The organism is Nocardia panacis, from assembly GCF_003598715.1.
Lineage (GTDB): Bacteria > Actinomycetota > Actinomycetes > Mycobacteriales > Mycobacteriaceae > Nocardia > Nocardia panacis.
The window spans coordinates 213,984-239,298 of record NZ_QZFU01000041.1; the positions used below are offsets into that span (position 1 = coordinate 213,984).

The 25,315-nt window shown below is 67.0% G+C and carries 30 protein-coding genes; 19 read left to right on the plus strand and 11 right to left on the minus strand.

What is annotated here, in order from left to right:
* Window positions 1-233: 233 nt before the first annotated feature.
* Window positions 234-818 (minus strand): TetR/AcrR family transcriptional regulator, encoded by a 585-nt coding sequence (locus D5S18_RS29040; RefSeq protein WP_120044302.1) that lies wholly within the window; start codon window positions 816-818, stop codon window positions 234-236.
* A gap of 68 nt (window positions 819-886) precedes the next feature.
* Between D5S18_RS29040 and D5S18_RS29045 the strand changes: the two genes are divergently transcribed.
* Entirely contained in the window at window positions 887-1,690 is an 804-nt protein-coding gene (locus D5S18_RS29045; protein ID WP_120044303.1) for a class I SAM-dependent methyltransferase, read from the plus strand.
* Window positions 1,691-1,793: 103 nt separating this feature from the next.
* On the opposite strand, the gene D5S18_RS29050 is transcribed toward D5S18_RS29045, so the two are convergent.
* Window positions 1,794-2,078, minus strand: a complete 285-nt coding sequence (locus D5S18_RS29050) for a zinc-ribbon domain-containing protein (RefSeq protein WP_120044304.1) — start codon at window positions 2,076-2,078, stop codon at window positions 1,794-1,796.
* 39 nt (window positions 2,079-2,117) lie between these two features.
* Window positions 2,118-3,341, minus strand: coding sequence for an MFS transporter (locus D5S18_RS29055; protein WP_239004066.1), 1,224 nt, complete (start codon window positions 3,339-3,341; stop codon window positions 2,118-2,120).
* Between the two features lie 89 nt (window positions 3,342-3,430).
* Between D5S18_RS29055 and D5S18_RS29060 the strand changes: the two genes are divergently transcribed.
* From D5S18_RS29060 to era, 6 genes are all read left to right on the plus strand, one after another.
* Complete coding sequence (locus tag D5S18_RS29060) at window positions 3,431-4,333, plus strand: LysR family transcriptional regulator (protein ID WP_120044305.1); 903 nt, start codon at window positions 3,431-3,433, stop codon at window positions 4,331-4,333.
* A 133-nt stretch (window positions 4,334-4,466) separates the two neighbouring features.
* Window positions 4,467-5,525: a PhoH family protein gene (locus D5S18_RS29065; RefSeq protein ID WP_120044512.1), complete on the plus strand. Its 1,059-nt coding sequence runs from the start codon at window positions 4,467-4,469 to the stop codon at window positions 5,523-5,525.
* Between the two features lie 92 nt (window positions 5,526-5,617).
* Window positions 5,618-6,166, plus strand: a complete 549-nt coding sequence (gene ybeY, locus D5S18_RS29070) for an rRNA maturation RNase YbeY (protein ID WP_120044306.1) — start codon at window positions 5,618-5,620, stop codon at window positions 6,164-6,166.
* A complete protein-coding gene (locus D5S18_RS29075; RefSeq protein WP_120044307.1) occupies window positions 6,163-7,491 on the plus strand; it encodes a hemolysin family protein in 1,329 nt (442 codons plus the stop codon). The genes ybeY and D5S18_RS29075 overlap by 4 nt, the downstream gene beginning before the upstream one ends.
* A complete protein-coding gene (locus tag D5S18_RS29080; protein WP_120044308.1) occupies window positions 7,484-7,843 on the plus strand; it encodes a cytidine deaminase-like protein in 360 nt (119 codons plus the stop codon). Before D5S18_RS29075 ends, D5S18_RS29080 begins: the two co-directional genes overlap by 8 nt.
* Entirely contained in the window at window positions 7,836-8,735 is a 900-nt protein-coding gene (gene era / locus D5S18_RS29085; protein WP_120044309.1) for a GTPase Era, read from the plus strand. The genes D5S18_RS29080 and era overlap by 8 nt, the downstream gene beginning before the upstream one ends.
* Here era and D5S18_RS29090 read toward each other — a convergent pair.
* Window positions 8,732-9,802, minus strand: a complete 1,071-nt coding sequence (locus tag D5S18_RS29090; protein ID WP_158608017.1) for an endo alpha-1,4 polygalactosaminidase — start codon at window positions 9,800-9,802, stop codon at window positions 8,732-8,734. The genes era and D5S18_RS29090 overlap by 4 nt on opposite strands.
* A gap of 254 nt (window positions 9,803-10,056) precedes the next feature.
* Here D5S18_RS29090 and D5S18_RS29095 point away from each other — a divergent pair, with 254 nt between their 5' ends.
* The 7 genes from D5S18_RS29095 (at window position 10,057) to D5S18_RS29125 (ending at window position 15,809) form a co-directional block, all read left to right on the plus strand.
* Window positions 10,057-11,016 (plus strand): DNA-processing protein DprA, encoded by a 960-nt coding sequence (locus D5S18_RS29095; protein WP_203236965.1) that lies wholly within the window; start codon window positions 10,057-10,059, stop codon window positions 11,014-11,016.
* A gap of 440 nt (window positions 11,017-11,456) precedes the next feature.
* Complete coding sequence (locus D5S18_RS29100; protein ID WP_147404255.1) at window positions 11,457-11,843, plus strand: phosphoribosyltransferase; 387 nt, start codon at window positions 11,457-11,459, stop codon at window positions 11,841-11,843.
* 51 nt (window positions 11,844-11,894) lie between these two features.
* Entirely contained in the window at window positions 11,895-12,653 is a 759-nt protein-coding gene (recO, locus tag D5S18_RS29105) for a DNA repair protein RecO (RefSeq protein WP_120044312.1), read from the plus strand.
* Window positions 12,654-12,730: 77 nt separating this feature from the next.
* A complete protein-coding gene (locus D5S18_RS29110) occupies window positions 12,731-13,549 on the plus strand; it encodes an isoprenyl transferase (protein WP_239004067.1) in 819 nt (272 codons plus the stop codon).
* 5 nt (window positions 13,550-13,554) lie between these two features.
* Window positions 13,555-13,965 (plus strand): YbjN domain-containing protein, encoded by a 411-nt coding sequence (locus D5S18_RS29115; protein WP_120044515.1) that lies wholly within the window; start codon window positions 13,555-13,557, stop codon window positions 13,963-13,965.
* An 84-nt stretch (window positions 13,966-14,049) separates the two neighbouring features.
* On the plus strand, window positions 14,050-15,207 hold the full coding sequence (locus D5S18_RS29120; RefSeq protein ID WP_239004068.1) for a sensor histidine kinase: 1,158 nt from the start codon (window positions 14,050-14,052) through the stop codon (window positions 15,205-15,207).
* Window positions 15,204-15,809, plus strand: coding sequence for a response regulator transcription factor (locus D5S18_RS29125; protein WP_120044313.1), 606 nt, complete (start codon window positions 15,204-15,206; stop codon window positions 15,807-15,809). Before D5S18_RS29120 ends, D5S18_RS29125 begins: the two co-directional genes overlap by 4 nt.
* 81 nt (window positions 15,810-15,890) lie before the next feature.
* Here the strand turns inward: D5S18_RS29125 and D5S18_RS29130 are convergent, their stop codons facing one another.
* Both D5S18_RS29130 and D5S18_RS29135 read right to left on the minus strand, forming a co-directional pair.
* Window positions 15,891-16,490 (minus strand): TetR/AcrR family transcriptional regulator, encoded by a 600-nt coding sequence (locus D5S18_RS29130; RefSeq protein WP_120044314.1) that lies wholly within the window; start codon window positions 16,488-16,490, stop codon window positions 15,891-15,893.
* Between the two features lie 311 nt (window positions 16,491-16,801).
* Entirely contained in the window at window positions 16,802-17,425 is a 624-nt protein-coding gene (locus tag D5S18_RS29135; protein ID WP_239004069.1) for a TetR/AcrR family transcriptional regulator, read from the minus strand.
* 106 nt (window positions 17,426-17,531) lie between these two features.
* Here D5S18_RS29135 and D5S18_RS29140 point away from each other — a divergent pair, with 106 nt between their 5' ends.
* On the plus strand, window positions 17,532-17,933 hold the full coding sequence (locus D5S18_RS29140) for a Dabb family protein (RefSeq protein WP_120044517.1): 402 nt from the start codon (window positions 17,532-17,534) through the stop codon (window positions 17,931-17,933).
* 57 nt (window positions 17,934-17,990) lie between these two features.
* Here the strand turns inward: D5S18_RS29140 and D5S18_RS29145 are convergent, their stop codons facing one another.
* Together D5S18_RS29145 and D5S18_RS29150 are read right to left on the minus strand one after the other, a co-directional pair.
* Window positions 17,991-18,419: a Fur family transcriptional regulator gene (locus D5S18_RS29145; RefSeq protein WP_120044316.1), complete on the minus strand. Its 429-nt coding sequence runs from the start codon at window positions 18,417-18,419 to the stop codon at window positions 17,991-17,993.
* A 3-nt stretch (window positions 18,420-18,422) separates the two neighbouring features.
* A complete protein-coding gene (locus tag D5S18_RS29150) occupies window positions 18,423-18,770 on the minus strand; it encodes an ArsR/SmtB family transcription factor (RefSeq protein ID WP_120044518.1) in 348 nt (115 codons plus the stop codon).
* A gap of 237 nt (window positions 18,771-19,007) precedes the next feature.
* Between D5S18_RS29150 and D5S18_RS29155 the strand changes: the two genes are divergently transcribed.
* Entirely contained in the window at window positions 19,008-20,399 is a 1,392-nt protein-coding gene (locus tag D5S18_RS29155) for a glycine--tRNA ligase (RefSeq protein WP_120044317.1), read from the plus strand.
* Between the two features lie 36 nt (window positions 20,400-20,435).
* Here D5S18_RS29155 and D5S18_RS29160 read toward each other — a convergent pair whose 3' ends face one another.
* Entirely contained in the window at window positions 20,436-20,846 is a 411-nt protein-coding gene (locus D5S18_RS29160) for a DUF1707 SHOCT-like domain-containing protein (RefSeq protein ID WP_120044318.1), read from the minus strand.
* A 75-nt stretch (window positions 20,847-20,921) separates the two neighbouring features.
* Window positions 20,922-21,527 carry a TenA family protein gene (locus tag D5S18_RS29165; protein ID WP_120044519.1) on the minus strand — a complete coding sequence of 202 codons (606 nt, stop codon included), beginning with the start codon at window positions 21,525-21,527 and terminating at the stop codon, window positions 20,922-20,924.
* A 100-nt stretch (window positions 21,528-21,627) separates the two neighbouring features.
* On the opposite strand from D5S18_RS29165, the gene D5S18_RS29170 reads away from it, so the two are divergent.
* Entirely contained in the window at window positions 21,628-22,305 is a 678-nt protein-coding gene (locus tag D5S18_RS29170; protein WP_120044319.1) for an MBL fold metallo-hydrolase, read from the plus strand.
* Here the strand turns inward: D5S18_RS29170 and D5S18_RS29175 are convergent, their stop codons facing one another.
* The gene (locus D5S18_RS29175) at window positions 22,306-23,172 is read right to left on the minus strand and encodes an NAD(P)-dependent oxidoreductase (RefSeq protein WP_120044320.1); all 867 of its coding nucleotides are present in this window, start codon (window positions 23,170-23,172) and stop codon (window positions 22,306-22,308) included.
* Between the two features lie 264 nt (window positions 23,173-23,436).
* On the opposite strand from D5S18_RS29175, the gene D5S18_RS29180 reads away from it, so the two are divergent.
* Both D5S18_RS29180 and D5S18_RS29185 read left to right on the plus strand, forming a co-directional pair.
* Window positions 23,437-24,057, plus strand: coding sequence for a YdcF family protein (locus D5S18_RS29180; protein ID WP_120044520.1), 621 nt, complete (start codon window positions 23,437-23,439; stop codon window positions 24,055-24,057).
* A gap of 6 nt (window positions 24,058-24,063) precedes the next feature.
* A complete protein-coding gene (locus tag D5S18_RS29185; RefSeq protein ID WP_120044321.1) occupies window positions 24,064-25,305 on the plus strand; it encodes a deoxyguanosinetriphosphate triphosphohydrolase in 1,242 nt (413 codons plus the stop codon).
* Window positions 25,306-25,315 lie beyond the last annotated feature (10 nt).

Sequence of the window (25,315 nt, forward strand, 5' to 3'; positions counted from 1 at the left end):
TCCCGGGCGCTGCCGAGGAAGGCGATCGGAAAGGTCGGCTCGCCTTCGGGTGGCGCAGCACCCGGATACAGTCGCGCGACGCCGTCGGACCCAGCACGGCGGTCATGCGAATCCTGGTGGTGGCCATGGCATCTCCTTGTTCGCCGAGGTGGATCGACTACCACCCTCGCCGCGACCGCCGCCTGTTGCGCGAGTACCGGGCTACTCGATAATCGCCGGATTCCAGACGCGATCTACCGGGCTTCGCCGAGGACGGTGCGCACCATCCGGCGCACCGCCGCCTGGCTCGGCGGCTCCGCCTGGCGGTCGGCGAACAGCAGATGCGCCGCTCCGATCACGGTGGGCGCGAGGGCGTCGATATCGATATCTTTCGGCAGTCGTCCCAATTCGCGCTCGGCGGCGAGGTATTCGGTGATCATGGCGGTGGCTTCGGTGAGCAGGGGGACACCGACGGGTGTGGTGCGGCGCAGCCGTATCCGCAACTCGTCGCGGAAGATCACCAATCCGACGATGGCCACCGCGACCGTCTCGAAGAGGTCGATCATGGCGGCGGCGAGATTGTCGGCGACGGTGCCGGTCCCGGCGGCGGCGCGCAATTCGGCGGATCCGGTGTCGAGTCGGGCGATGCGGTCGAGCACCAGTTCGGCCAGGAAGTCGTCGAAGTCGGTGAAGTAGCGGTGCAGCACGCCTTTGGCGCATCCGGCTTCGGCGGTGACGGCGCGGCTGGTCAGGGCGGTGGGTCCCGTGCGGAGCAGCAGGCGTTCGGCGGCGGCGAAGAGTTGGTCGCGTGGGTCGCGCAGGGCTACTCCGGTCGGCATGGTGCGAGTTCTCCTTCGGCGTAGTCGAAATCCAGCTTTAGTGGGCGAGTGCCCACTAAAGTGGGCGCATGCCCATACAGCAGAGTAGTTGGTCCAACCTCGAACCCCATCGGCAGCGCGCGATCGCGGAGTCGTACGGGGTCGATGCCGCACGCTATGACCGGACCAGGCCGCACTATCCCGAACAGATGGTCCAACGCATAGTCGCCGCGACGCCGGGGCCGGATGTGCTCGATATCGGCTGCGGGACCGGCATCTCCTCCCGGCAGTTCGCGGCGGCGGGTTGCCGGGTGCTGGGTGTCGACGCGGACGCGCGCATGGCCGAATCCGCTCGACGGCTCGCAATTGCGACCGAGGTGGCCCGATTCGAGGAGTGGGATCCCCGCGAGCGCACCTTCGACGCGGTCATCGCGGGCCAGGCCTGGCACTGGGTCGACCCCGTCGCGGGCGCGGCCAAGGCGGCCAGGATCCTGCGCCGGTCGGGTCGAATCGCCCTGTTCTGGAATGTCTTCCAGCCGCCGACCGAACTGGCGGAGGCCTTCGCGGCGAGCTATCGGCGCGTGCTGCCCGACCTCCCCGCCATGCCCGCCCGGCCGGCGGCGGAGTTGTACGAACCCATGCTGACCATGGCGGACAACGGACTTCGCGCGACCGGAGCTTTCGCCGAGGCCGAACGCTGGACCTGGGAATGGCAGCAGCGCTACACCCGTGACGAATGGCTGGACCAGGTCCCGACCCACGGATCGAGCACCCAACTGAGTCCGCAGGATCTGCGGACAGTGCTCATCGATATCGGTGCGGCCATCGATGCCGCGGGCGGTGAATTCGTCTGCGACTACACCACGGTCGTGCTGACCGCAATTACGGAATAGTCGCGGTTCGCTTGATCACCGCAGGCACCGGAGCGGTCTGCACGATGTGGATGCCTGCCGGTATCAAGCTGATTCGATCCAGACGGCTCGCGCCGCAGGGCGACTATCCCTGCGGCGGGTGCTCGGCGAATTGCGCCTGCGGCGCGGCCTGGCCATTGGCCTGGTGCATCAGCCCCGCCACATCCTGTTTGGGCACCTGGACCTGTGCGCCGCAGAAGGTGCATTGCAGATCGTATTTGGTGCTGACAGGAAACAGCGGAATGAAGAACAGCGTGAATTTGGTGACGTATTCGCGCAGCGCGTGCGCCGCCGGATTGTGGCAGTTGCCGCAAAGCAGCGTGAGCATGGCCATGGTGCGCACGTAGCGCCGCCAACCCCAGATGAGCACAGGTGGAACCCCCGGAAGAGAAATAATGTCGTCGCGACCCTACCGCGTCGGCGCGGGAGAGGAAACCGCTCGGGTGTGTGTCGCGAGGATCGCCAGTAGAGCGGCCGCCACCACGAGCAACCCCCCGACGCCACAGGCCAACCCGGACCAGCCGCCTGCCGCGTAGGCGATACCCGCCGAACCACCGACGAGCGCGCTGCCGAGGTAATAGGCGAACAGGTAGAGCGAGGCGGCCGCACCCCGATTCTCGGCCAGCGTGCCGACCCACGCGGAGGCCACCGTATGCGCGGCGAAAAAGCCCGCGGTGTAGAGCAGCAAGCCCACGAGGATGGTCGGCAGCCAGTCCGGAATGCTGAGCACCAGCCCCGCCGCCATGAGCGCGATCGATCCGATCAGCACCCGGTGCGGGCCGCGTCGATCGGCCAATCTACCTGCGAGGGTGGAGGTCACGGTGCCGGCCAGATACAGCACGAAGACCGCGCCGACCAACCCGGCGGGCAGGTCGAACGGCGCGCGGGTGAGTCGGTAGCCGAGGAAGTTGTAGACCGAGACGAAACCACCCATCAGCAGGAAGGCCAGCCCGAACAGGGCGAGCAGTCCGCGATGGCGCACCTGCGCCACCAAATCGGCGGCGACGGTGCGCCATCCGGACGGTCGCGCGACGAATCCACGCGAGGCGGGCAGATCCCGGACGAACCACAGCGTGCAGCCGGCGGCGGCCACCGCGATCACCGCCTCCGCCCAGCGCCACGAACTCAACTGCAGCGCGAATGCCGGAATCAGCCGCCCGGCCAGTCCGCCGACACTCGTTCCGGCGACATAGACCCCCATGGCCGCGCCGAGACCGGCCGCGCCGATCTCCTCGGCCAGATACGCCATGGCCACCGCGGGTACACCGGCCAGTGCGACACCCTGCACCGCCCGCACCGCGAGCAGCGTCTGCAGTGATGGACACAGCGGTAGCAACAAACCCAGCGCGGCGGCGGCCACCGCCGACCACACCATGACGCGGGTGCGACCGACCCGCGAGGACAGCGCGCTCACCGGGAGGATGGCCAGTGCGAGGCAGCCGGTGGTCAGCGAGACGGCGAGCGCCGCGTGGGCCGGGGTGGCCCCGAATGCCGCCGACAGGCTGGGCAGCAGCGCCTGCGCGCTGTACATCGAGGCGAATGTGGTCAGTCCGGCCGCGAAAAGGGCTCTGGCAATGCGCTTTTCATGGGTTCGGTCGGTGGTGCGCATTTCGCCGATCTCGGTGCGGGTCATATGCCTAACACTGAACGCCCGCCTTTAGCGGAGGAAATGAATAATAATCGGATTGTTGATGCACTGAAGACATATAGCGAGGAGCGAACGTGCTCGGGGCCGATCTGGAGTGGTTCACCACACTCGCCGAACTCGAACGGGTCGGCGCGGCGGCCGAGCGGCTGCATATCGCGCAGCCGACGCTGTCGCGCATGCTGGGTCGGTTGGAGCGGCGCCTCGGAGTGGAACTGTTCGACCGGCGCGGAAAGCGGATCGCGCTCAATGATTTCGGTCGCGTCTACTACGAGCACGCCCGACGGGCCCAGGCCGAACTCGCGGCGGGGGAGCAGGCGCTGGCCGATCGGCGCAACCCGGCGAAGGGCGTCGTGCGCCTGTCGTTCCTGCATTCCTTCGGGCGGCGGCTGGTGCCGCAGCTGATCGGGGAGTTCCGGCGCGGATCCGGTCCGATCGCCTTCACACTGCGCCAGGGTGCGGCCGAATCGGTCGCCCGGCAGGTGCTCGAGGGTGAGGCGGATCTGGCCCTGGTCTCGCCCCGTCCGACCGCGCCCGGTCTCGGCTGGCGGCCGCTGCTGCCGCAACCGCTGGTGCTGGCCGTCCCGGTCGAGCACCGGTTGGCGGGTCGGCGTCAGGTGTCGCTGCCCGACCTGGCCGCGGCCGAATTCATCGCCATGCCGCCGGGATTCGGTATGCGGCGGATCTTCGATGAACTCTGCGCCGCCGCGGGCATCCGACCGCGCGTCGCCTTCGAATCCAGCGATCTGATTACCGTAGGCGGGCTGGTGGCCGCCGGACTGGGCGTCGCGATCATGCCGTTGGAGGAGCCGGTGCCCGCGGGCCTGGCGATGGTCGGATTGGCCGAGGCGAATGTGCGCGAAGTCGGCCTGGTGTGGTCGGCGGCGGCGACACCCTCCGACGCGGTGCGCCGCTTCCGCGATTTCGCCGACGAATGGGCCGCGCGCCGCCGCGACGAGCGCGCCATGCGCGGTCGTTAGCGACTTATTCACTGGGCGGTGTCGGTGGCGGGCGTTAAACTTTCAGCAAGAAACCGTCTAGACCGGAAAGCAGGCCCTAGCACTTTTGAGAACACAAGGCGAGATCGGCGACCCGACAACCCCGGCAGCAGGCATCGGCGAGAACGGCTCGGGTCCCGCAGCGCGCACCGTGCGCTCGAGTATCGAACTCGCTCCGGAATCCGTGTTCCCATTCCTTGGTTCGGCCGACCAGAATCTGCGTGAACTCGAGCAGTTGTTGGACGCGGACATCCACGTCCGCGGCAATTCGGTCACCCTCAGCGGCAAGGCGGCCGATGTCGCCCTCGCCGAGCGGGTCATCGAACAGCTCGTCGCGCTGACCGGCCGCAATCGGGTGGTGACGCCGGAGGCGGTGCGGCACACCGTATCGATGCTCACCGAGGGCACCTCGGAATCCCCGGCGGAGGTGCTGAGCCTGGACATCCTGTCCCGGCGCGGCAAGACCATCCGCCCCAAGACGCTCAACCAGAAGCGCTACGTCGACGCGATCGACGCCAACACCATCGTGTTCGGCATCGGCCCGGCGGGCACCGGCAAGACCTACCTGGCCATGGCCAAGGCCGTGCAGGCGCTGCAAACCAAGCAGGTCAACCGCATCATCCTCACCAGGCCCGCGGTCGAGGCAGGCGAGCGACTCGGCTTCCTACCCGGCACGCTCAACGAGAAGATCGACCCCTACCTGCGCCCCCTCTACGACGCCCTGCACGACATGATGGATCCCGAGGCCATCCCCAAACTCATGGCCGCAGGCGTCATCGAGGTCGCGCCCCTCGGGTATATGCGTGGTCGCACCCTGAATGACTCTTTCATCATTCTGGACGAGGCGCAGAACACCACGGCCGAACAGATGAAGATGTTCCTCACCCGGCTCGGTTTCGGCTCGAAGATCGTGGTGACGGGCGACGTCACCCAGGTGGATCTGCCTACGGGTGCTCGATCGGGTTTGCGTGCGGCGAGTGAGATCCTCACCGGCATCGAAGATATCCACTTCGCCTATCTCACGAGTAGCGATGTGGTGCGGCACCGTCTGGTGTCCGACATTGTCGACGCCTACGACCGCTTCGAGTCCGAGTCGCGTCCCCCCGTGGCGGCGGCGCACTACCCGGCCAATAGGGCGCAGCGTCGCGCCGCGAGCCGGGGCGACCGCAGATAGGTGCCGTCGTCGAGGCGTACCTCCGCCTTCGCTCCGGCCATGCGCGCGGGTCTGGGGGCGGCTCCGTCGACAGTGCCCATTAGGCTGTTCGGGTGAGTATCGAGATCGCCAACGAGTCGGGTATCGACGTGCCCGAAGAGGATCTGGTCAGCGTCGCGCGGTTCGTGATCGGCCGGATGGATGTGCACCCGGCCGCCGAACTGTCGATGGTGCTGGTCGATCTCGACACCATGGCGGATCTGCACATGCGGTGGATGGATCTGCCCGGCCCCACCGATGTCATGTCCTTCCCCATGGATGAGCTCGAGCCGGGCGGTCGGCCCGACAGCGCCGAACCGGGTCCGTCCATGCTCGGCGATATCGTGCTGTGCCCCGAGTTCGCGGCCGGTCAGGCGCGTAAAGCGGGCCATTCCCTCGACCACGAACTGGCGCTGCTCACCGTGCACGGTGTGCTGCATCTGCTCGGCTACGACCATGCCGAGCCGGAAGAGGAGAAGGAGATGTTCGCCCTGCAGGCCCGGCTGCTCGAGGAGTGGTACGAGAGTCTGCGCGAGGCGGCCCGCCGCGCCGAACTGGCCGAACGCGATACCCGCCTGCTCGGCAAGACGGGCTTCACCACCCAGGGTGACGCGCCCGCGTGAATGCGTTCACCCTGATCCTGCTGGCCATTGTGCTGGTGCCCGTCGGTGGGGTCTTCGCGGCCATCGATTCCGCGCTCAATACCGTCTCGCCTGCGCGAGTGGAGGATCTGGTGCGGGCCGACCGGACGGGCGCGGTGCGGTTGAGTCGGATCGTCGCCGATCGGCCGCGCTACGTGAATCTCATGGTGCTGCTGCGCATCCTGTGCGAGATCACCGCGACGGTGCTGCTGGCGGCCGGGTTGATCACCATGCTGGAGGACGATTGGGCGCTGCTCATCACGGCCTTCGTCATGGTGGTGGTCGACTACGTGGTGATCGGTGTCGGCCCGCGCACCCTCGGGCGGCAGCACGCCTATTCGATCTCGCTGGCCGCGACGCTGCCGCTGCAGTTCATCGGCGCACTGCTCGGCCCGGTGAGCAGGCTGCTGATCCTGGTGGGCAATGCGATCACACCCGGTAAGGGTTTCCGCAACGGTCCCTTCGCCTCCGAGATCGAACTGCGCGAAGTGGTGGATATGGCGGGCGAGCGCGGCGTGGTGGACGCCGAGGAGCGCCGTATGATCCAGTCCGTCTTCGAACTCGGCGACACCAGCGCCCGCGCGGTCATGGTGCCGCGCACCGAAATGGTGTGGATCGAGGCCGACAAGACGGCGGCGCAGGCCATCTCGCTCGCGGTGCGCAGCGGCCATTCCCGCATCCCCGTCGTCGGCGAGAACGTGGACGACATTCTCGGCGTGGTGTATCTGAAAGATCTTGTGCCGCACGCGGATGAGGCGCGCGGGGTGCGGGTGCGGCAGGTGATGCGCGCCGCGGTGTTCATTCCGGATTCCAAACCGCTGGACGAACTGCTCGACGAGATGCAGCGGCGCCGCAACCACATGGCGCTGCTGGTGGACGAGTACGGCGGTATCGCCGGACTGGTCACCATCGAGGATGTCCTCGAGGAGATCGTCGGCGAGATCGCCGACGAATACGATATCGACGAGACCCCGCCCGTCCAGGATCTCGGCGACGGCCGCTACCGGGTCTCGGCCCGGCTGCCGGTGGAGGATCTCGGCGAACTGTACGACCTGGAGATCGAGGAAGAGGATGTCGACACCGTGGGCGGACTGCTTGCCCACGTGCTCGGTCGGGTGCCGCTGCCCGGTTCCAAAGTGGTCGCGCACGGGCTGGAACTGCGCGGCGAGGGCGGCCCCGACACACGCGGGCGGATGCGGGTGAACACGGTGGTGGTCGCGCGGGCCTCGGGACCCGCCCCGATCGACAGCCGAAAAAGCAACGGTGGCAAGCGAAAACGCGACGAGGATGGAGAGATCGATGACTGAGCTCGATGCCGAGGACGGCAAGCTGGTGACGTTGGCTCGCGGCGCGATGGGCCGCACCGGCGGTGGCAGTGGCGCGGCGATCCGCGATACCGATGGCCGCACCTACGCGGCCGGTGAGGTCGATCTGCGCGCGCTGCGGCTCACCGCGTTGCAGGCGGCGGTGGCGGCGGCGGTGTCCAGTGGGGCCGAGGGGTTCGAGGCGGCGGTGGTGGTCGCCGGTCGGCTGTCGGATCCGGGTATCGGCGCGGTGCGCGAGGTGTCCCCGCGTGCCCGGCTGGTCTTCACCGACAAGGCGGGCGCGGTCTTCGACATTCTCGACGACGCGGCCGATACGGTGGTGCAGGATGGCTGAATTCCGTTCCGGTTTCGTCTGTTTCGTCGGCAGGCCGAATACCGGTAAGTCCACGCTGACCAATGCCCTGGTCGGCGCGAAGATCGCGATCACCTCCTCGCGTCCGCAGACCACCCGCCACACCATTCGCGGCATCGTGCATCGCGAGCACACTCAGCTCATCCTGGTGGACACCCCCGGACTGCACCGCCCGCGCACCCTGCTCGGGCAGCGGCTCAACGACCTGGTGCGCGATACCTATTCCGAGGTCGATGTCATCGCGATCTGCATTCCGGCCGATGAGAAGATCGGTCCCGGCGACCGCTGGATCGTGCAGCAGATCAGGCAGATGGCACCCAAGACCACACTGCTCGGCGTGGTCACCAAGATCGACAAGGTGGGTCGCGAGCAGATCGCCCAGCAACTGCTCGCCGTCGTCGAACTGCTCGGCCCCGACTGCGATGTGGTGCCGGTGTCGGCGGTCAAGGGCGAACAGGTCGAGGTGCTCGTCGACGTCATCGCCTCGAAGATGCCGGAGGGTCCGGCCTTCTACCCCGACGGTGAGCTCACCGACGAGCCCGAGGAAACCCTCATGGCCGAACTCATTCGCGAGGCCGCCCTGGAGGGGGTGCGCGACGAGTTGCCGCATTCGCTGGCGGTGGTCATCGAGGAGGTGCTGCCGCGCGAGGAGAACGAGGACATGCTCGATGTGCACGCCCTCCTCTACGTCGAGCGTCCCAGCCAGAAGGCCATCATCATCGGCCGGAGCGGGTCCCGCCTCAAAGAGGTCGGCACCAACGCCCGCAAACAGATCGAGCACATTCTGGGCGCGCGCATCTACCTGCATCTGCATGTGAAGGTCGCCAAGGATTGGCAGCGCGATCCCAAACAGCTCGGCAAGCTGGGCTTCTAACAGATCGTGTAGGGCAGGTTGCGCAGCGTGCTGCTCGACTGCTTGACGATGGTGCTGAAGTGCGCGGCGGCCGGATCGGCGCGTGCCGCGGCGCAGACGGCGGCGGGGGTGCCGTTCGGGTTGTGCGCGGGCGGGTCCTCGTCGGAGTTCAGGTATTCGACGTGCAGGACCGGTTTGTTCAGTTGAACGAAGCCCGGTGTGGTCGCATCCCCGACCAGTGGGGCGCAGGGCTGGATGTCGGCGCCGTTCCACTGGCAGGATTCGATGATCGCCAAGTCGTAGTCGGCGGCCAGCTCGGCGGCCTGCACGGTGTCGTTCTTCAGTGCGATGGCCAAGCCGTTGCGGTGGGCCAGGGCGGCGAGCATCCGGTTGTAAGCGAGTTGGTCGGCGGCTGTGAGGGTGGGCAGGCGGTTCTCGTCATTGTGCAGCCAGCCGTCGGCCCAGTCCGGGTCGACCGCGTCGAAACCCGCCTGCCTGCACAGGCGCATCCGTTTCTCCATGATGTCGGCGAGGAATTCGAGGCGGCCGCGGCCCGGTTTGATATTGAGCCAGCGCTCATTCGGATAGGACGAGACGGGGCCGCCCAGGAGATTCGCCTCCGGATGCTCGCGCGACCAGCGCAGGAAGTCCGGCGCGTCCGGTCGCCAGTCCTCCAGGGAGCCGCCGGAGAAGTAGCAGATCGCATGCGCGTGACCATCGGCTTCCGCCGGGGCCGGTAGTCGATGCACCGCCGCGACGGCCTGCGCATTCGGCCGCTGCGAATCGGTCCACAGGTCGAATCCGATAGCGGTGGCGCAGATTTCGCCGATCGAATCCGGTGGGTTCCGGCACAGGGTGCGTCGGGTCAGATCGATGCCCGCGACGAATCCGTCCTCGCTGTCGGCACTCGGCTGCAATTGATACTGCCAACGCAAGCCGGGCCGCGGCTGCCAGCGCGGGATCATCGGATCGGTCCCACCGTGCGGGACATCGGTCGGTGCGCCTTCCGGCCCGCCCGACTCGTTCGAGGCGCATGCGCCGAGCAGCGCGACGCAGACCAGTAGCGCGGCAAGGCGAGGGAATTTCACGGTTCCCAAGTCTGTGACAGCAGGCATTAACGAATCGTGAGAGCGCTTGCCGGTGTCCCGGCAGCGGCCACCTTGTCGCCGACCTGTTCCCCGGCATTGGTCGCCGCAGCATCCGTCGAGTCCTCGCCGGATGCTGCGGGCGACGACTAGGCTACCGGCGACGTCGAAAAAGTTGACAGCGCACGAGAACGATTTGTCGGCGCCAAGTGGCATAATTCGAATATATGTTCGATGATCGGCGTGGGGAGGTGTAGGTGACACACTCGGCTGCGGCCAACGACTGGGATGGTGCGATGACAGGTGCGGGCGTGTTGCCCTGGGATGACGAGGAGCGCGCCGCGCTGGTAGCGCTGATGCGCCTGCATCCGAAGAACGCCGAATGGTCCGCTCTCACCGAGCGAGTAACCGACAGGGGGAGTGCCCGTCGGTTGTGGGAGGACGAGCATCCGACGGATCTACTCGGCGAGGGCTCCGAAGTCGAGATACTGCGCACGGCCGCCCGTGATATCGAATCGTGGAAACGCGCGCGGTTCGTATTCCACGCCTTCATGGACGACTCGTATCCGGAGCAATTGCGTTCGGTGCGTCGAATTCCGCCCGTAGTATTCACCAGCGGCGAGTTGCGTCAGGATGATTTCGGTATTTGCGTTGTCGGCTCTCGGCAGGTTTCCGATCAGGGGCTCAAGTTCGCTTATTCCGTCGCCCGCGGACTGGTCGAGAATGGTGTCACTGTCATTTCGGGACTCGCCAGGGGGGTCGATACGACCGCACATCGTGCCGCGCTGGATGCGAGCGGGCGAACGGTCGCGGTACTTGGAAATGGACTCGATCGGGTATACCCCAGGGAGAATCGTGGACTACAGGAGGAGATTGCCGAGCGTGGCATGCTCCTGACCCACTATCTTCCGGAGTACGCGCCGACCCGTTGGTCTTTCCCTGCTCGCAATGTCACTATGAGCGCCTATGGGATGGCGACGGTGATCGTCGAAGCGGGTGAGACGAGCGGGACGAGGATCCAGGCCCGCGAAGCTGTCGCCCATGGTCGTCCCGTAATCCTCAACTCATCGGTCGTCATGTCCACCACCTGGGCTCGCGAACTACGCCATCAGCCGGGCGTCTATGTGGCGAGGTCACCGGAACACGCGACCGAAATCGTGTCGACTATTCGCGAGAACAGGAATCAAGTATCAAGGTGGTTGAGTAAGCTATCGTAATCTCGCTTGGGCAGGATGCCCTGAAGGTTCGATCGATTGTGCGGGAGCGGGTGGGTGCATTTTTTCGAAATACCTATGCGCCGGACTCGCACGGAGTATGCAATGTCTGCCGTGGCCCCGCATCGGGGGGAATATGCAGAATATGCGCACGTCATCGGAACGATTATGGCAATGGGCTGGCCGATCGGACTGTTCTGCTCACCTATGCGCAGGGCAGTCATCCTGATGGGCCTCATCAATCGGCACACGAAGTGCGAGCCTATAAAGGATACAAAGGGACACCGCCGGTCGAGCGATGCAAGGAGAATCTCCAACTCGTTGTCAACACTGCCATACAGGTGCACTATCCTTGTATCAGTCGGTGGCTGAATGCGTCGTGGGACGGTATTACATTCGTTCCGTCGCGAGATCGCCCCGGGAAGAACCATCCTGTAGCGGCATTGGCCAATGCCGTACTTTCCAACTCTCGGTTGGAACTTCAGAAGTTTCTGCTCGAGCCGGGTCCAGGTAGTGACAACAAACATCAGTTGGTGGCGGATCGGTTCACCGTGCCCGACCGATGGCGGGATGTTGTGGATGGCAAGAACATTCTGATCGTCGATGACACCTGGACGACCGGTAGCAGTGCGCAGGGAGCCGCCATCGCCGTGAAGGGAGCCGGGGCCAGTTCGGTGACGGTGCTGTGCGTCGATCGGTGGCTGCGTCATGACTGGGAGGATCACCGGACGCTGATCGATACTCTCGACAACCCGTATGACCCGTTGATTTGTCCTGTCGTCGGCAGGGTTTGCTCGCGGTCGGCTGATTTCCGGTTGACGCGGGTCTGATCCTCGGCGCGGGTTCGGTGGGGGTTGAGGTGGGCGTGGGAGGATGGGGCGGTGCGGTTGTATCGGGATGAGGCGGTGGTGGTTCGCCAGCACAAGCTGGGGGAGGCGGATCGCATTGTCACCTTGTTGACGCGGCAGCACGGGTTGGTGCGGGCGGTGGCCAAAGGGGTGCGGCGGACCAAGTCGCGGTTCGGGGCGCGGTTGGAGCCGTTCGCCTATGTGGATGTGCAGTTGCATCCGGGGCGGACGCTGGACACGGTCACCCAGGTGCACACGGTGGAGGCGTTCGCCGCCGATATCGTCGACGACTACGGGCGCTACACGACCGCGTGCGCGGTGTTGGAGACGGCCGAGCGGCTGGCGGGCGAGGAGCGTGCGCCCGCGCCGAAACTGCACGCGCTCACCGCGAGCGCGCTGCGCGCCATCGCCGCCAAACAGCGTCCGCACGAGCTGATCCTGGACGCGTACCTGTTGCGCGCCATGGGTTTCGCGGGCTGGGCTCCCGTATTGGACGAATGCGCCCGCTGTGCCACTCCCGGCCCGCATCGCGCCTTCCATGTCGGGGCGGGCGGCGCGGTCTGCGTGCACTGCCGCCCGCCGGGGGCCGCCACCCCCGCACCCGGCGTCCTCGAATTCCTGGTCGCCCTGTTGGAGGGCAAATGGGCCGAGGTCGAATCGGTCCCGGACTCGATGCGCCGCCAGGCCAGCGGTCTGGTCGCCGCGCATCTGCAATGGCATTTGGAGCGGCAACTGCGCACCCTGCCCTTGATCGAGCGTTCCCGACCGCGGACCGCGATGGAAAACGCCTGATCGTCTTCGCCCGAGAGATCGCGGGGTCGACCGCGACCGTGTGGGGCGGTCTTGCGGGGGCGTGGGCATCGGGCAGGATGGTGCGTGTGATCCTCCGTCGAGACTCCTCCAGCAGGACCGCGCCGAGCGCCGGTCGGGCGGTCCGGCCGCCGTCGCCGCATCCTTCCGGGGCGCGCCCGCCGCAATTGCCGCCGGAATTCGTGCCGAATCACGTGGCGTTGGTGATGGACGGCAATGGTCGCTGGGCGCAGGAGCGCGGACTACCCCGCACCGCCGGACACGAGCGCGGCGAGGCGGTGCTCATGGACACCGTCGAGGGCTGTATCGAGATCGGCGTGAAATGGCTCTCGGCCTATGCCTTCTCGACGGAGAACTGGAAGCGCAGCCCGGATGAGGTGCGTTTCCTCATGGGGTTCAATCGCGATGTGATCCGCCGCCGCCGCGACCAGATGCACGAGTTGGGTGTGCGGGTCCGCTGGGCTGGTCGGCGACCGCGCCTGTGGCGCAGCGTGATCAACGAGTTGGAGGTCGCGCAGGAGCTCACCAAGGACAATACGGTGATGACGTTGACCATGTGCGTCAACTATGGCGGTCGGGCCGAGATCGCCGACGCGGCAAGGGAGATCGCGCGGCGGGTGGCGGCGGGTGAACTGGATCCGGAGCGGGTCGACGAGGCGACGGTGGCCCGTTTCCTGGACGAGCCGGATATGCCGGATGTGGATCTGCTGCTGCGGCCCTCCGGTGAGCTGCGCAGCTCCAACTTCCTGATCTGGCAGGCCGCGTATGCCGAATTCGTTTTCCAGCAGACGCTTTTCCCGGATTTCGACCGGCGCAATCTGTGGGAGGCGTGCCTGGCCTACGCCCAGCGGGATCGTCGTTTCGGTGGCGTCAAGTGAGCGATATCGACGCCCCGGCCACTCCGGCGGAGCAGTTGCAGGCGCGGGCGGGCGCCGTGCTGTCGCAATACAACGTGGCGGTTCGGGTGGAGCACGACGGCTCGATCGGATTCGAGTACGAGGGCGGGCTGTGCTCGCTGCGCGGGGTGAATCTGGCCGACGGCCTGGATGTGCTGACGATGACCTGCGTGCTGGCCTGGGATCGGCCGCGCAAACCGCAACTGCACAAGCGGGTGGCCGAGCGGAATGCGGCGTTGCAGTTCGGTCTGCTGACGGTGATCGCGCGCGGCGACTTGGCCGATATCATTCTGCGCTACACCTTCCCCGCCGCCGGTCTCGACGATCAGGCGCTGGCAACCATGCTGCTGCTGGTGCTGTCGGGGGTGGGTCGGTCGCGGGTCGGGCTGCTGCCCTGACATTTGTCATGCCCGAACCGTGACAGCCGTCCGGGCCTGCGGTCGCGTTCGCGGCGCATGATTTCCCTGGAGCGGAGGTGTGGGATGTGGGAGCGGCTGTCGCGTTTGGTCGACCGGATTTTCGGGGTGGGCTCGGTGGAGGTGAGTCCGCTGCGGCGCGGCTGGTTCGGCGCGATGCTGGCGGTGGCCTGGTTGTTCTATCTGATCGGGCCGATCGTCGATAGCTGGGGTTCCGGTCATCCGGTGCGGGCGATGATCGGGGCCGGGTGCGTGGTCAGTTTCGCCGTGCTGGTGGCGGCTTCCTTCGCCGCTGCCAAGCAGCACGAATGGGAGGATGTCGGCGAGCCGCCGCACCCGGCCGCCTGGGTGTGGCTGCTGTTGCTCGGGTTGACGGCGCTCACGGCGGGCATGGTGGCCACGCTCGGCCCGCCCGCGCTGCCCACCGCCATCTACATCTCCACGGTCGCGATATTCACCATGCCGATCCGCCAATCCGGCTATGTCGCGATTGTCGTCTCGGTGACGATTCTGGTAGCGATCCTCGTGATGCCGAGTTGGCGGCTCGGCGGTTTGTCGATCGTGTTGTCGTTTGTGCCGGTGGTTATTTGGGTGACGCGCGAGGTCGGGAAGCGGGGGGCTCGGCTGCGGCTGCTGGCCAGGCGGCAGCGGGCGGAGTTGGCGATCGTGGCCGAGCGCAACCGGGTGGCGCGCGACGTGCACGATATCCTCGGGCATTCGCTGACCGTCATCACGGTGAAATCCGAACTGGCGCAGCGGCTGATGGATGTCGATCTGGCCAGGGCCAGGACGGAGTTGGCCGATATCGAGCGGTTGGCGCGCGAGGCGCTGGCGGGGGTGCGCGATACGGTCGGCGGGTTGCGGGAGGTGTCGCTGCGGGGTGAGTTGGCCAATGCGCGCTCGGCTTTGGCGGCGGCCGGGATCGAGGCCGTGTTGCCGGAGCCGGACGGTTTGCCTGCGGGGGAGGCGGAGCTGTTCGGTTGGGTGCTGCGCGAGGCGATCACGAATGTGGTGCGGCACAGCGCGGCCCGGCATTGCGCGGTCACGGTGACGAGCACCTCCATCGAGGTGCTCGACGACGGTCGCGGGATGGATCGCACCGCCTCCGGTTCGGGTCTGTCCGGGCTGCGCGAGCGGGTGCGGGCGGCGGGCGGCACGCTGACCGTCTCGTCCACCGAGGGCGGGGGCGTCCGCGTGGCGGCGACGGTGGGGGCGGGGCGATGATCCGGTTGCTGCTCGCCGACGATCAGGCGCTGGTGCGCGGCGCGCTCGCGGCCCTGCTGGGTTTGGAGCGCGATTTGGAGGTGGTGGCCGAGGTCGGTCGCGGCGACGAGGTGGTGGACGCGGTGGGCGCGGCCCGGCCGGATGTGGTGCTGCTCGATGTGGAAATGCCGGGGCTGGACGGGATTTCGGTGGCCGAACGCTTGCGCGCGGCCCATCCCGAGGTGCGGGTGCTGATGGTCACCACCTTCGGTCGGCCCGGTTATCTGCGGCGCGCGATCGATGCCGGGGCGAGCGGGTTCGTCGTCAAGGACACGCCCGCGCGGGAACTCGCGGACGCGGTGCGTCGGGTGCATCTGGGGTTGCGTGTCATCGATCCGGCCCTGGCCACCGAATCGTTGACCACCGGCGCCTCGCCGCTCACCGCCCGCGAACGCGAGGTGCTCGCCGCCGCGGCGGGCGGCGCGACGGTCGCGGTGCTGGCACGCCGTCTGCATCTGTCGGAGGGGACGGTGCGGAACCATCTTTCCGCGGCGATCGGTAAAACCGGCACGTCGACCAGGGCCGAGGCGGTGCGTCAGGCCGAGCGGCTCGGCTGGCTGTAGTCAGTGAGGTCCGTAGGGATCAGTGAGGTCCGTAGGGGATATCAGTGAGGTCCGCAAGGGATCAGTGAGGTCCGAAAGGGATCAGCGGGGTCCGTAGGGGAGCAGGGCGCGGATGCCGCGGGCCATGGTCTGCGGGTCGACGTCGCGCAGGATCAGATGCTGGAGCAGGAAGCCGGGCAGGACGCCGAGGATGGCGGCGGCGACCGCGTCGAGGTCGGCGTCGGGTGCGAGCCAGCCTTCCGCGCGCATGCGTTCGGCGTAGGTGCGCCAACTGGCGCGCAGCTTGCGAATACCCTCGCCGACGAAGTCGGCGACCTCGGGACGCACCATGGCCAGCGCCCACGCCTGCGGGGCCAGGCGGATGCGTCCGGTGGGTTCGCTGTTGGCCACCACCACCTCCGCCATGGTGGCGACGAGTTCGTCCGGTGTCGGCAGTGGATGTCGGTCGATGAGGGTCGCGATCGTGGTCCCCAGCGTGCCGATGGTTTCGGCGGCTATGGCGGCGATCAGGTCGTCCTTGCTCTTGAAATAGCGGTAGACGGCCCCGGCGGACAGGCCGGATTCGGCGAAGACGTCCTGCATGGAGGTCTCGTGGAATCCCTTGCGGGTGAAGCACAGTTGCGCCGCGTCGAGGATCTGCTGTCGGCGGCGGTCCAGGTGTTCCTGGCTGACTCGCGGCATGATTCAAAATAAAACGAATGTTCGTTCTTGACAAGCCGGCGGGCGCGGTGGGACCGTGGAGATGTCTAAAAGAACGAACATTCGATTTATGGACAGATCCGACCGCGCGGGGTCGACCGGATCGCCGCCTGGGCGAATACCGGAATCCGCTCGAGCGCAGCATCACTCGATGTGTACCCACCCAAAGATGTTGGGCTCGAAAAGGATTCCGGCATTCGCCGAGGAAACGATCCGACCTTCGCTCGGCTACCCGGTGACGCGGGTCGGGTTGTGCTGCCGTCGCGAATTGAACTGGTGCACGGGCGCTTTCGCTAGGTATAGGCGCGCACGAAGGTGTCCGTGGCGGAATCGGCGATGGCGCGCAGTTCGGCGGCGGTGGGTGTGCGGGTGCCCAGGCGGGTTCGGGTTTCCAGCGGGGCGGTGAGCAGGGCGAGGAACTGTTCGGCCGCCACATCCGGATCGCAGGGGCGCAGCGTGCCCGCCAGCGCGAGGCGGGCCAGGCGGTCCGCCAGGGCTTCGCGCAGGTGAATCATGGTGCGCCGCATGACCTCATCGACCAGCGCCGGATATTCGGCGGAATGCGCGCTGGCGAGGCGGTGCAGGGCGCGGCCGCGCTCGCCCGAACCGCCGCGCAGCAGGCGCGCGGCGGTGTCGGTGAGGGCGGCGCGCAGATCCGGACCCGGATCGCGCAGTCGGTCGACGGCGGCGGTGTATTCGGCGGCCGCGGCGTCGGCCGCGGCCAGCATGGCCTCCCGGAACAGGGTTTCCTTATCGGCCAGGTGGTTGTAGACGGTGGGTTTGGCCACGCCCGCCGCATCGGCGATTTCCTGGACGCAGGTCTGTCGGTAGCCGCGCTCGGCGAACACCGTGAAGGCGACATCGAGGATCGCCTGCCGCTTATCCGCCCGTCCCCGTCGGGTTTTCGTCTCCGCCACATTCGGCATCGTAGCGCACCGCATCGCCCATTTTAACCTGATGGTTCCTTGCATTAGACGGATTGATTCACTACTTTGAACCAGCAAGTTCAAAATGGAGGTACTGATGATCATCCACACGCTCCGGTTCCGCTTCAGGGACGAGACGACAGCGGCGGAGCAGGCCGAGGTGCTCGACCTCATGCGGCGCACGTCCGCAGTGGCATCGGCCCGCTTCGGCACGGTCGGCCAATGTCTCGGCGATCCGGCCGCAGGCTTCACCCACGCCTATTGCGTCGGGATCGATGATCTCGCCGCGCTCGAGCGCTACATGCACGACCCGGTGCATCTGGCGGGCGATCCGCAGATCATTCCGCATCTGGCGAAACTGGCCATCGGCCCCGATGTCTCCGACGATCTCGATCCCGACCTCGGCGCGAAAATCCTCGCGCTGCACCAGCGGAAGATGCGGATGTATCCGGAATGGGCCGCCCGGATGGCGACGATTCCGGAGGTCTCGGTGGCTTGAGAAGAGACGAAAAACCCCTTCGCTCAGGATTATTCGAGCGAAGGGGCGGAATATGCGTTAGGAACGGCGCGCCTTGCCGCACGCCTTGCAGGTGCCGAACACCTCCATGGTGTGGCTCACCTCGGTGAAACCGTGTTCGCCCGCGATGGATTCGGCCCACGCCTCCACGGTGGGACCCTCCACCTCGACGGTGTGGCCGCAGTGGCGGCACACCAGATGGTGGTGGTGGCCGCTGGAGCACTGCCGGTACACCGACTCGCCGGAATCGGTGCGCAGCACGTCGACCAGTCCGGCGTCGGCCAGCGATTGCAGGGTGCGGTAGACGGTGGTCAGGCCGATGCCCTCGCCGCGGCGGCGCAGTTCGTCGTGCAGTTCCTGGGCGGATCGGAATTCGTCGATATCACCGAGCAGCGCGGCGATGGCGCTGCGCTGCCTGGTGCTGCGGACCCCGACCGGTTTGGCCTGCGCGATCGTTTTGTCTGGCACGGATCACCCTTCCTCGGCGTGCGCGACGGCGTCGACCACGATATGGGCCAGGTGGTCGTCGACGAGTTCGTAGAGCACCTCGCGACCGGACCGCTCCCCGTGCACGACGCCCGCGGATTTGAGTATGCGCAGATGCTGGCTGACCAGCGGTTGTGTCACTCCCAGCGCATCGACGAGTTCGTGGACGCAGCGCGGCGACTCGCGCAGTTGCAGCACGATGGCGATGCGGACCGGTGCGGCCAGCGCCCGGAGTAGTTCGCCCGCGTCCTCGAGCACCGTGCGCGCGGGAACCGGCGCGGGGGCGGGCGAGCGGTACGGGTTGTGCGGGTGGGCGGCGGCCTCGGTGGGCATGGGGACCAACTCCTTATTGGAAAGCGATCCCATTTTGATATGCACAGGTGCGCATGTCAAACTCGGCACGCCGGGTAGTGGTCGAAGATCAGGGGGTTGCTCCAACCGTACCGGGTGGAATGCCCGAATGGTAAGGAGCGGGTGCGAGCCATCCTCGGGCCGATGGATACGCTATGGGGTACGCGGCCCGACTCCGGGCCGAACGAATCCGATTCGCAGTGGATGGAGAAATCTCGCGTGGCACCCAAGTCGAAGGTGGACACCGTTGCCAACCTCGCCAAGCGCCGGGGTCTGGTGTACCCGTGCGGTGAGATCTACGGCGGCACCAAGTCGGCATGGGACTACGGGCCGCTGGGCGTCGAACTCAAGGAGAACATCAAGAAGCAGTGGTGGCGCGCCATGGTCACCAGCCGCGAGGATGTGGTCGGACTCGACTCCTCGGTGATCCTGCCGCGCCAGGTCTGGGTGGCCTCCGGCCACGTCGGTGTCTTCAACGACCCGCTGGTCGAATGCCTCAACTGCCACCACCGCCACCGGCAGGACCACCTGCAGGAGGCGTACGCGCAGAAGAACAAGGTCGACGATCCCGACTCGGTCGCCATGGAACTGGTGGCCTGCCCGGACTGCGGCACCGTCGGCCGCTGGACCGAACCGCGCGACTTCAACATGATGCTCAAGACCTACCTCGGCCCCGTCGAATCCGAGGAGGGCCTGCACTACCTGCGTCCCGAGACCGCCCAGGGCATCTTCGTCAACTTCGCCAACGTGATGACCACGGCGCGCAAAAAGCCGCCGTTCGGTATCGCGCAGATCGGCAAGAGCTTCCGCAACGAGATCACCCCTGGCAACTTCATCTTCCGCACCCGCGAGTTCGAGCAGATGGAGATGGAGTTCTTCGTCAAACCCGGCGAGGACGAGCAGTGGCACCAGTACTGGATCGACACCCGCTTCGCCTGGTACACCGACCTCGGCATCGACCCGGAGAACCTGCGCCTGTTCGAACATCCGAAAGAGAAGCTGTCGCACTACTCGACCCGCACCGTCGATATCGAGTACCGCTTCCGCTTCCAGGGCAGCGAATGGGGTGAGCTCGAGGGGTTGGCCAACCGCACCGACTACGACCTGAAGACCCACTCCGAACATTCCGGCGCGGACCTCGCCTTCCACGACCCGAATACCAAGGAGCGCTACATCCCCTACGTCATCGAACCGGCGGCAGGCCTGACCCGCTCGCTGATGGCGTTCCTGGTCGACGCCTACGCCGAGGACGAGGCCCCCAACACCAAGGGCGGTGTCGACACCCGCACCGTGCTGCGCCTGGATCGGCGGCTCGCGCCGGTGAAGGCGGCGGTGCTGCCGCTCTCGCGCAATGCCGACCTGACCCCGAAGGCGAAGGATCTGGCCGCGCGACTGCGTCGCAACTGGAATGTGGAATTCGACGACGCGGGCGCGATCGGTCGCCGCTACCGTCGCCAGGACGAGATCGGCACCCCGTTCTGCATCACGGTCGATTTCGATTCCCTGGACGATCATGCCGTCACCGTGCGCGAGCGGGATTCCATGGCGCAGGAACGGATCTCGCTCGACCAGGTCGAGTCCTACCTGGCCCAGCACCTCATCGGCGCATAGGTTTCTCGGCCCCGCTTCGGGCGGGGCCGAGAACTCTCACTGCTTGGGTTTGTGGATCAGCACGCCGATTCCGGTCGGGATGAGCAGCGCCGCCGCCGTCGGCGCCGCCGCCCAGAACGGCCAGAAGTAGCCCGCGCCCGTGGCCACCCAGATGGTGAGCAGCAGCGCGTTGATCGCCACCCACGGGATCCACATGATGATCACCCACTGCGGCACGGCGGCAACCGACAGCGCCGGTGCGTTCTTCTTTATCGCGCGCAACTCCTTCGGCACCGGCAGATCCGCCAATACCGGACTCAGTTCGCCATAGGTGCGCGCCGCGTATACCTTCTGCAATCGGTCGTCGAATTCGTGCACTGTCAGCCTGCCCTCATTCATGGCCAGCCGCAGTTGTTCGACAATCTTCTCCCGATCGCCGTCCGAAGCGCGCAGATTATCCTCAACCACGTTGCCAGCGTAGGGCGTTCACGTCGAAATGGCGTTATCGAGCGCGAAAAAGCGTTCGGCGCCGGATTATTCGCGCTACGGCACGCTCCAGAAGGCGAGTTCGTGGCGCATGGCCGCCATGAACAGGGATTCGGCGCGGGCGCGGGGCGGCGCGGATTCGTCGAGGAGTCGGGCGCACCGGGTGGTCAGCGAAAGGAATGTCGGATCGGTGTAGGTGTCGATCCAGCGGCGGTAGCGCGGATCGGCGGGTGGGTTCTCGGCCAGGGCGGCGCCGATGGTGGTGTAGCCCCACATGCAGGGGTAGAGAGCGGCCAGTCCTTCGGCATAGTCCGCGGCGGCGGCCAGGAGGAATGTCGTATATGCCTGGCACGCCGGGCCTTTGGTGGCGTTGTCCAGGTCGGCGTCGAATTCGGCTGCCAGTGCGCGATGTAGGGCGAGTTCATCGTGAAAGGTGGCGTGGGCCAGGTCGACCAGGTAGCCGAGATGGGTGTCCGGGGCCTGGGCCGCGAGCTTGCTGAAGACGCGAACATAGTCGAGCAGGTACAGGTAGTCCTGTTCGAGCCAGGAGCGGAAGACCGGGTCGGGCAGGTCGCCTCGGGCGATACCCGCCACGGTCGGGTGCGCCAACTGCTCCTCGATGAGGGGTCTGCCGATTCGCTCCAGGTGTGCCGCGAGACTCATGCCCCAATAGTGCAGGATGCGGTGCTCGCGGCGGTTGCCGGCGCGGTCGCCCAAAGGGCTCGCACGGCGTCCGAGTCGAACCCGGCGATAGCATCGTCGGGTGATCACCATCGACCGCCAGTACACCGGTCATGTCGCGCCCGGTGCGAATCCGCAGCAGCGCGACCTGCCCGGAGCCAGGATCGTGAAGTTGTCCGTCGGACCGATGGACAATAACTGCTACCTCATCCAGGACACTGCCTCCGGCGCCGCGCTGCTCATCGATGCCGCCAACGAGGCCGAGCGTCTGGCCGAACTGCTCGCGCAGGAAGCGCCGGGGCAGGTTCGCCTGATCGTCACCACCCATCAGCACGGCGACCACTGGGCCGCGCTGCGGGAGACGGCCGCCGTCACCGCCGCGCCGACGGCCGCGCACCCGCTCGACGCCGACCCGCTGCCGGTTCGCCCGGACCGCCTGCTCGACGAGGGCGATGTCCTCGAGATCGGCGACCTGCGTTTCGAGGTGATCCACCTGAGCGGGCACACGCCGGGTTCGGTCGCGCTCGCCCTCACCGACGGCGCCGGTCGGGTCCATCTGTTCACCGGTGATTCGCTGTTCCCCGGCGGTGTCGGTCGCACTCTCAATCCCGAGGATTTCGCTTCGCTCCTCGGTGATGTCACCGCCAAACTGTTCGACCGCTACCCGGACGACACGGCCGTCTATCCCGGCCACGGCGATGACACCACCCTGGGGGTGGACCGGCCGCACCTCGATGAGTGGCGCGAACGCGGCTGGTAGTCAGGGACGCAGGCTCTCGAAGATCCGTTCCCAACCCTCGCGGCCGTGCCCGGACGCGATCTGGCGATCGATGAGGTCGCGCACCGCGCCGATGATGTCGAGGTCGACACCGGCGGCGCGGCTGGTCGCCACGATCGCGTCCACCGCGGACTTGGTGAAGTACAGATCCTGTTCCGGATCGGAATAGTCGCCGCTGTCGACCCGCTTGCCCACCGTGGGCAGCGAGAAGGTCATGGCGGACAGGAAATTCGCGGCCCGCTGCCCGAAATCCTCGGCCGACATGCCGACCGAGCGCACCACCGCCGCACCGTGCAGCACACCGGCGAACATGGTGTACATCGCGGCGAGCAGCGCGAAGTCGACCGCCGCGGCATTTCCGGCGTCCGCGCCGAAATACTCGGCCCCGCCCAGTGTTTCGAGGACAGGGCGGTATTCGTCGAAGGCCCGCCGCGAGCCGCTGTAGTAGATCGCGGCGGCGGGTCCGCCGATGAGGTGCGGGGTGGCCATGATGCCGCCGTCGAGATACTCGATGTCGTGCCGCCCGGCCCACTCGGCCAGTTCGCGGGCCTGATCCGGGCGAGTGCTGGTGAGGTTCACCAGGATTCGCCCGCGCAGCGATTCGACCACCGGATCCAACGTTTCGTGCACCGAGGCGTGATCGAGCAGGCATGCCACGATCACCTCGCCCGCCGTGAGCGCTGCCGCCAGGGCGCCGGGGCTCTGCGCGCCGAGCGCGATCAGTTCGGCGTCCTTGCCGGAACTGCGATTCCACACGGTCGTCGAATATCCGCCCTTCACAAAGGTTTCGGCCAGGGCGCGGCCCATTGCCCCGAGTCCGAGCACCGAAATACGCGGCGAATCCGCCATTGTTCACTCCTCTATCGAATTTCCGAATCCCCCGGCGCGCCCTGCAAATCCTGATCCCACACCGCATGATCCGACAAGTACTCACTAATTTGTTCAGTACTCACCTATCGGTAAGTTTTGCCGGTATCCTCGATCCGCTGTGGCGGGGGTCATAGGTGTCGGTGCGTCGGGTGTGCGGCGACCTGGCAGACTTGGGGAGTGAAATCGGCACTGGGCGGCGCTTCGGTTCGCGAATCCGGTCTGTCGCGCGGCCCCGGTCCCGCGATGGCGCGGTGGTCGCGCCGGTTGGTCGCCGGTGGGGTGTTGCTGGCGCTGGTCCTGGTCGGCGGCACGGCGTTGCGCGTCTGGCAGGTCGCGCGCATCGACGACTACACGAAGGCCGACGCCATCGTGGTGCTCGGCGCGGCTCAGTACTCGGGTACGCCCTCGACGGTATTCGAGGCGCGACTCGACCAGGCGTACAAGCTGTTTCGCGCGGGTGTGGCGCCCAAGGTGATCACCGTCGGCGGCAAGCAGGAGGGCGACCTCTACACCGAGGCGGCCTCGGGCAAGAACTATCTGCAATCGCGCGGCATCCCCGCCGACCGCATCCTGGCGGTGGAGACCGGCTCGAATACGCTGCGCAGCATCGAGGCGGTGGCGGTGGCCATGGCGGCGCGGGATATGGGGTCGGCCGTGCTGGTCAGTGATCCGTGGCATTCCATGCGCACCAGGACCATGGCGCGTGACGAGGGTCTGCGGGCCTGGACCGCGCCCACCCGCACCGGACCCGCGGTGTACACCAGGGAATCCCAGGCGCACGGCATCGCCCGCGAGACCGGCGCGCTGCTGTGGTACCGGTTGACCCACTTCTCGGCGGACTTCAAATACACGGCGGGACAGTGATATTCGATGGGTTATACCGAATTCGACACCGAGCGGATGGTCACCGAAGCACCGAAGACCGCGGGTCTCGGCGGCTCGGAAGCCGGTCATCGCAGCGAATTCTCCAGGGACAGGGCGCGCGTCCTGCATTCGGCGGCGCTGCGCCGACTCGCGGATAAAACCCAGGTGATGGGTCCGCGCGAGGGCGACACCCCGCGCACCCGGCTCACCCATTCGCTGGAGGTGGCCCAGATCGGCCGCAGCATCGCCGACGGCCTGGGCTGCGACCCCGACCTGGTGGACCTGGCCGGACTCGCCCACGATATCGGGCACCCGCCCTACGGCCACAATGGTGAGAAAGCGCTCGACGAATTCGCCGACGCCCACGGCGGATTCGAGGGCAATGCCCAGAATCTGCGCATCCTCACCCGCCTCGAACCCAAGATCCGCACCCCCGACGGCGCGAGCGCGGGCCTGGACCTGACCCGCGCCGCACTGGACGCCACCCTCAAATATCCCTGGGGCAGAACGGGTTCCGGCACCAAATTCGGCGCCTACGATATCGATGCCGACCGACTGGCATGGATCCGGCGCGGCGCACCCGAGCGCAGGCGCAGCCTGGAATGCCAGATCATGGACTGGTCCGATGACGTCGCCTATTCGGTGCACGATGTGGAGGACGGGGTGATCGCGGGCCGAATCGACCTGCGCGCCTTGGCCGATCGCACCGAACAGGCCGAGCTGGCGGCCCTCGGCCATCGGCAGCATCCGGAGCTGACCGCAGCGGAGTTGATCGCGGCCGCCCAGCGCCTGTCGGAACTGCCCGTGGTGGCGGCGGTGGCGCCCTACGACGGCACCTTCGCGGGCTCGGTCGGGCTCAAGCAATTGACCAGCGAACTCGTCGGCCGCTTCGCCATCGCGGCCATCACCGCCACCCGGCGCGTCGCGGGCGCCGGTCCGCTCACGAGATACGCCGCCGATCTCGAGATACCGCCCATCGTGGCCGCCGAGGTGGCCGTTCTCAAAACGGTGGCACTGCGCTACGTCATGTCGGATGAGCGACACCGACAGCAGCAGGCCGAACAGCGCGCCCGCATCCACGCGGTGGCGGCCCGACTGCTCCACACCGCGCCGCGCGAACTGGACCCGGTGCTGCTGCCGTGGTGGCACGCCGCCGCCGACGACCGGGCGCGGGTGCGGGTCATCGTCGACCAGATCGCCTCCTACACCGAGAGCAGGTTGGAGCGGATCGCCGCCGCGGTGCCCTGACCGGCCGCCC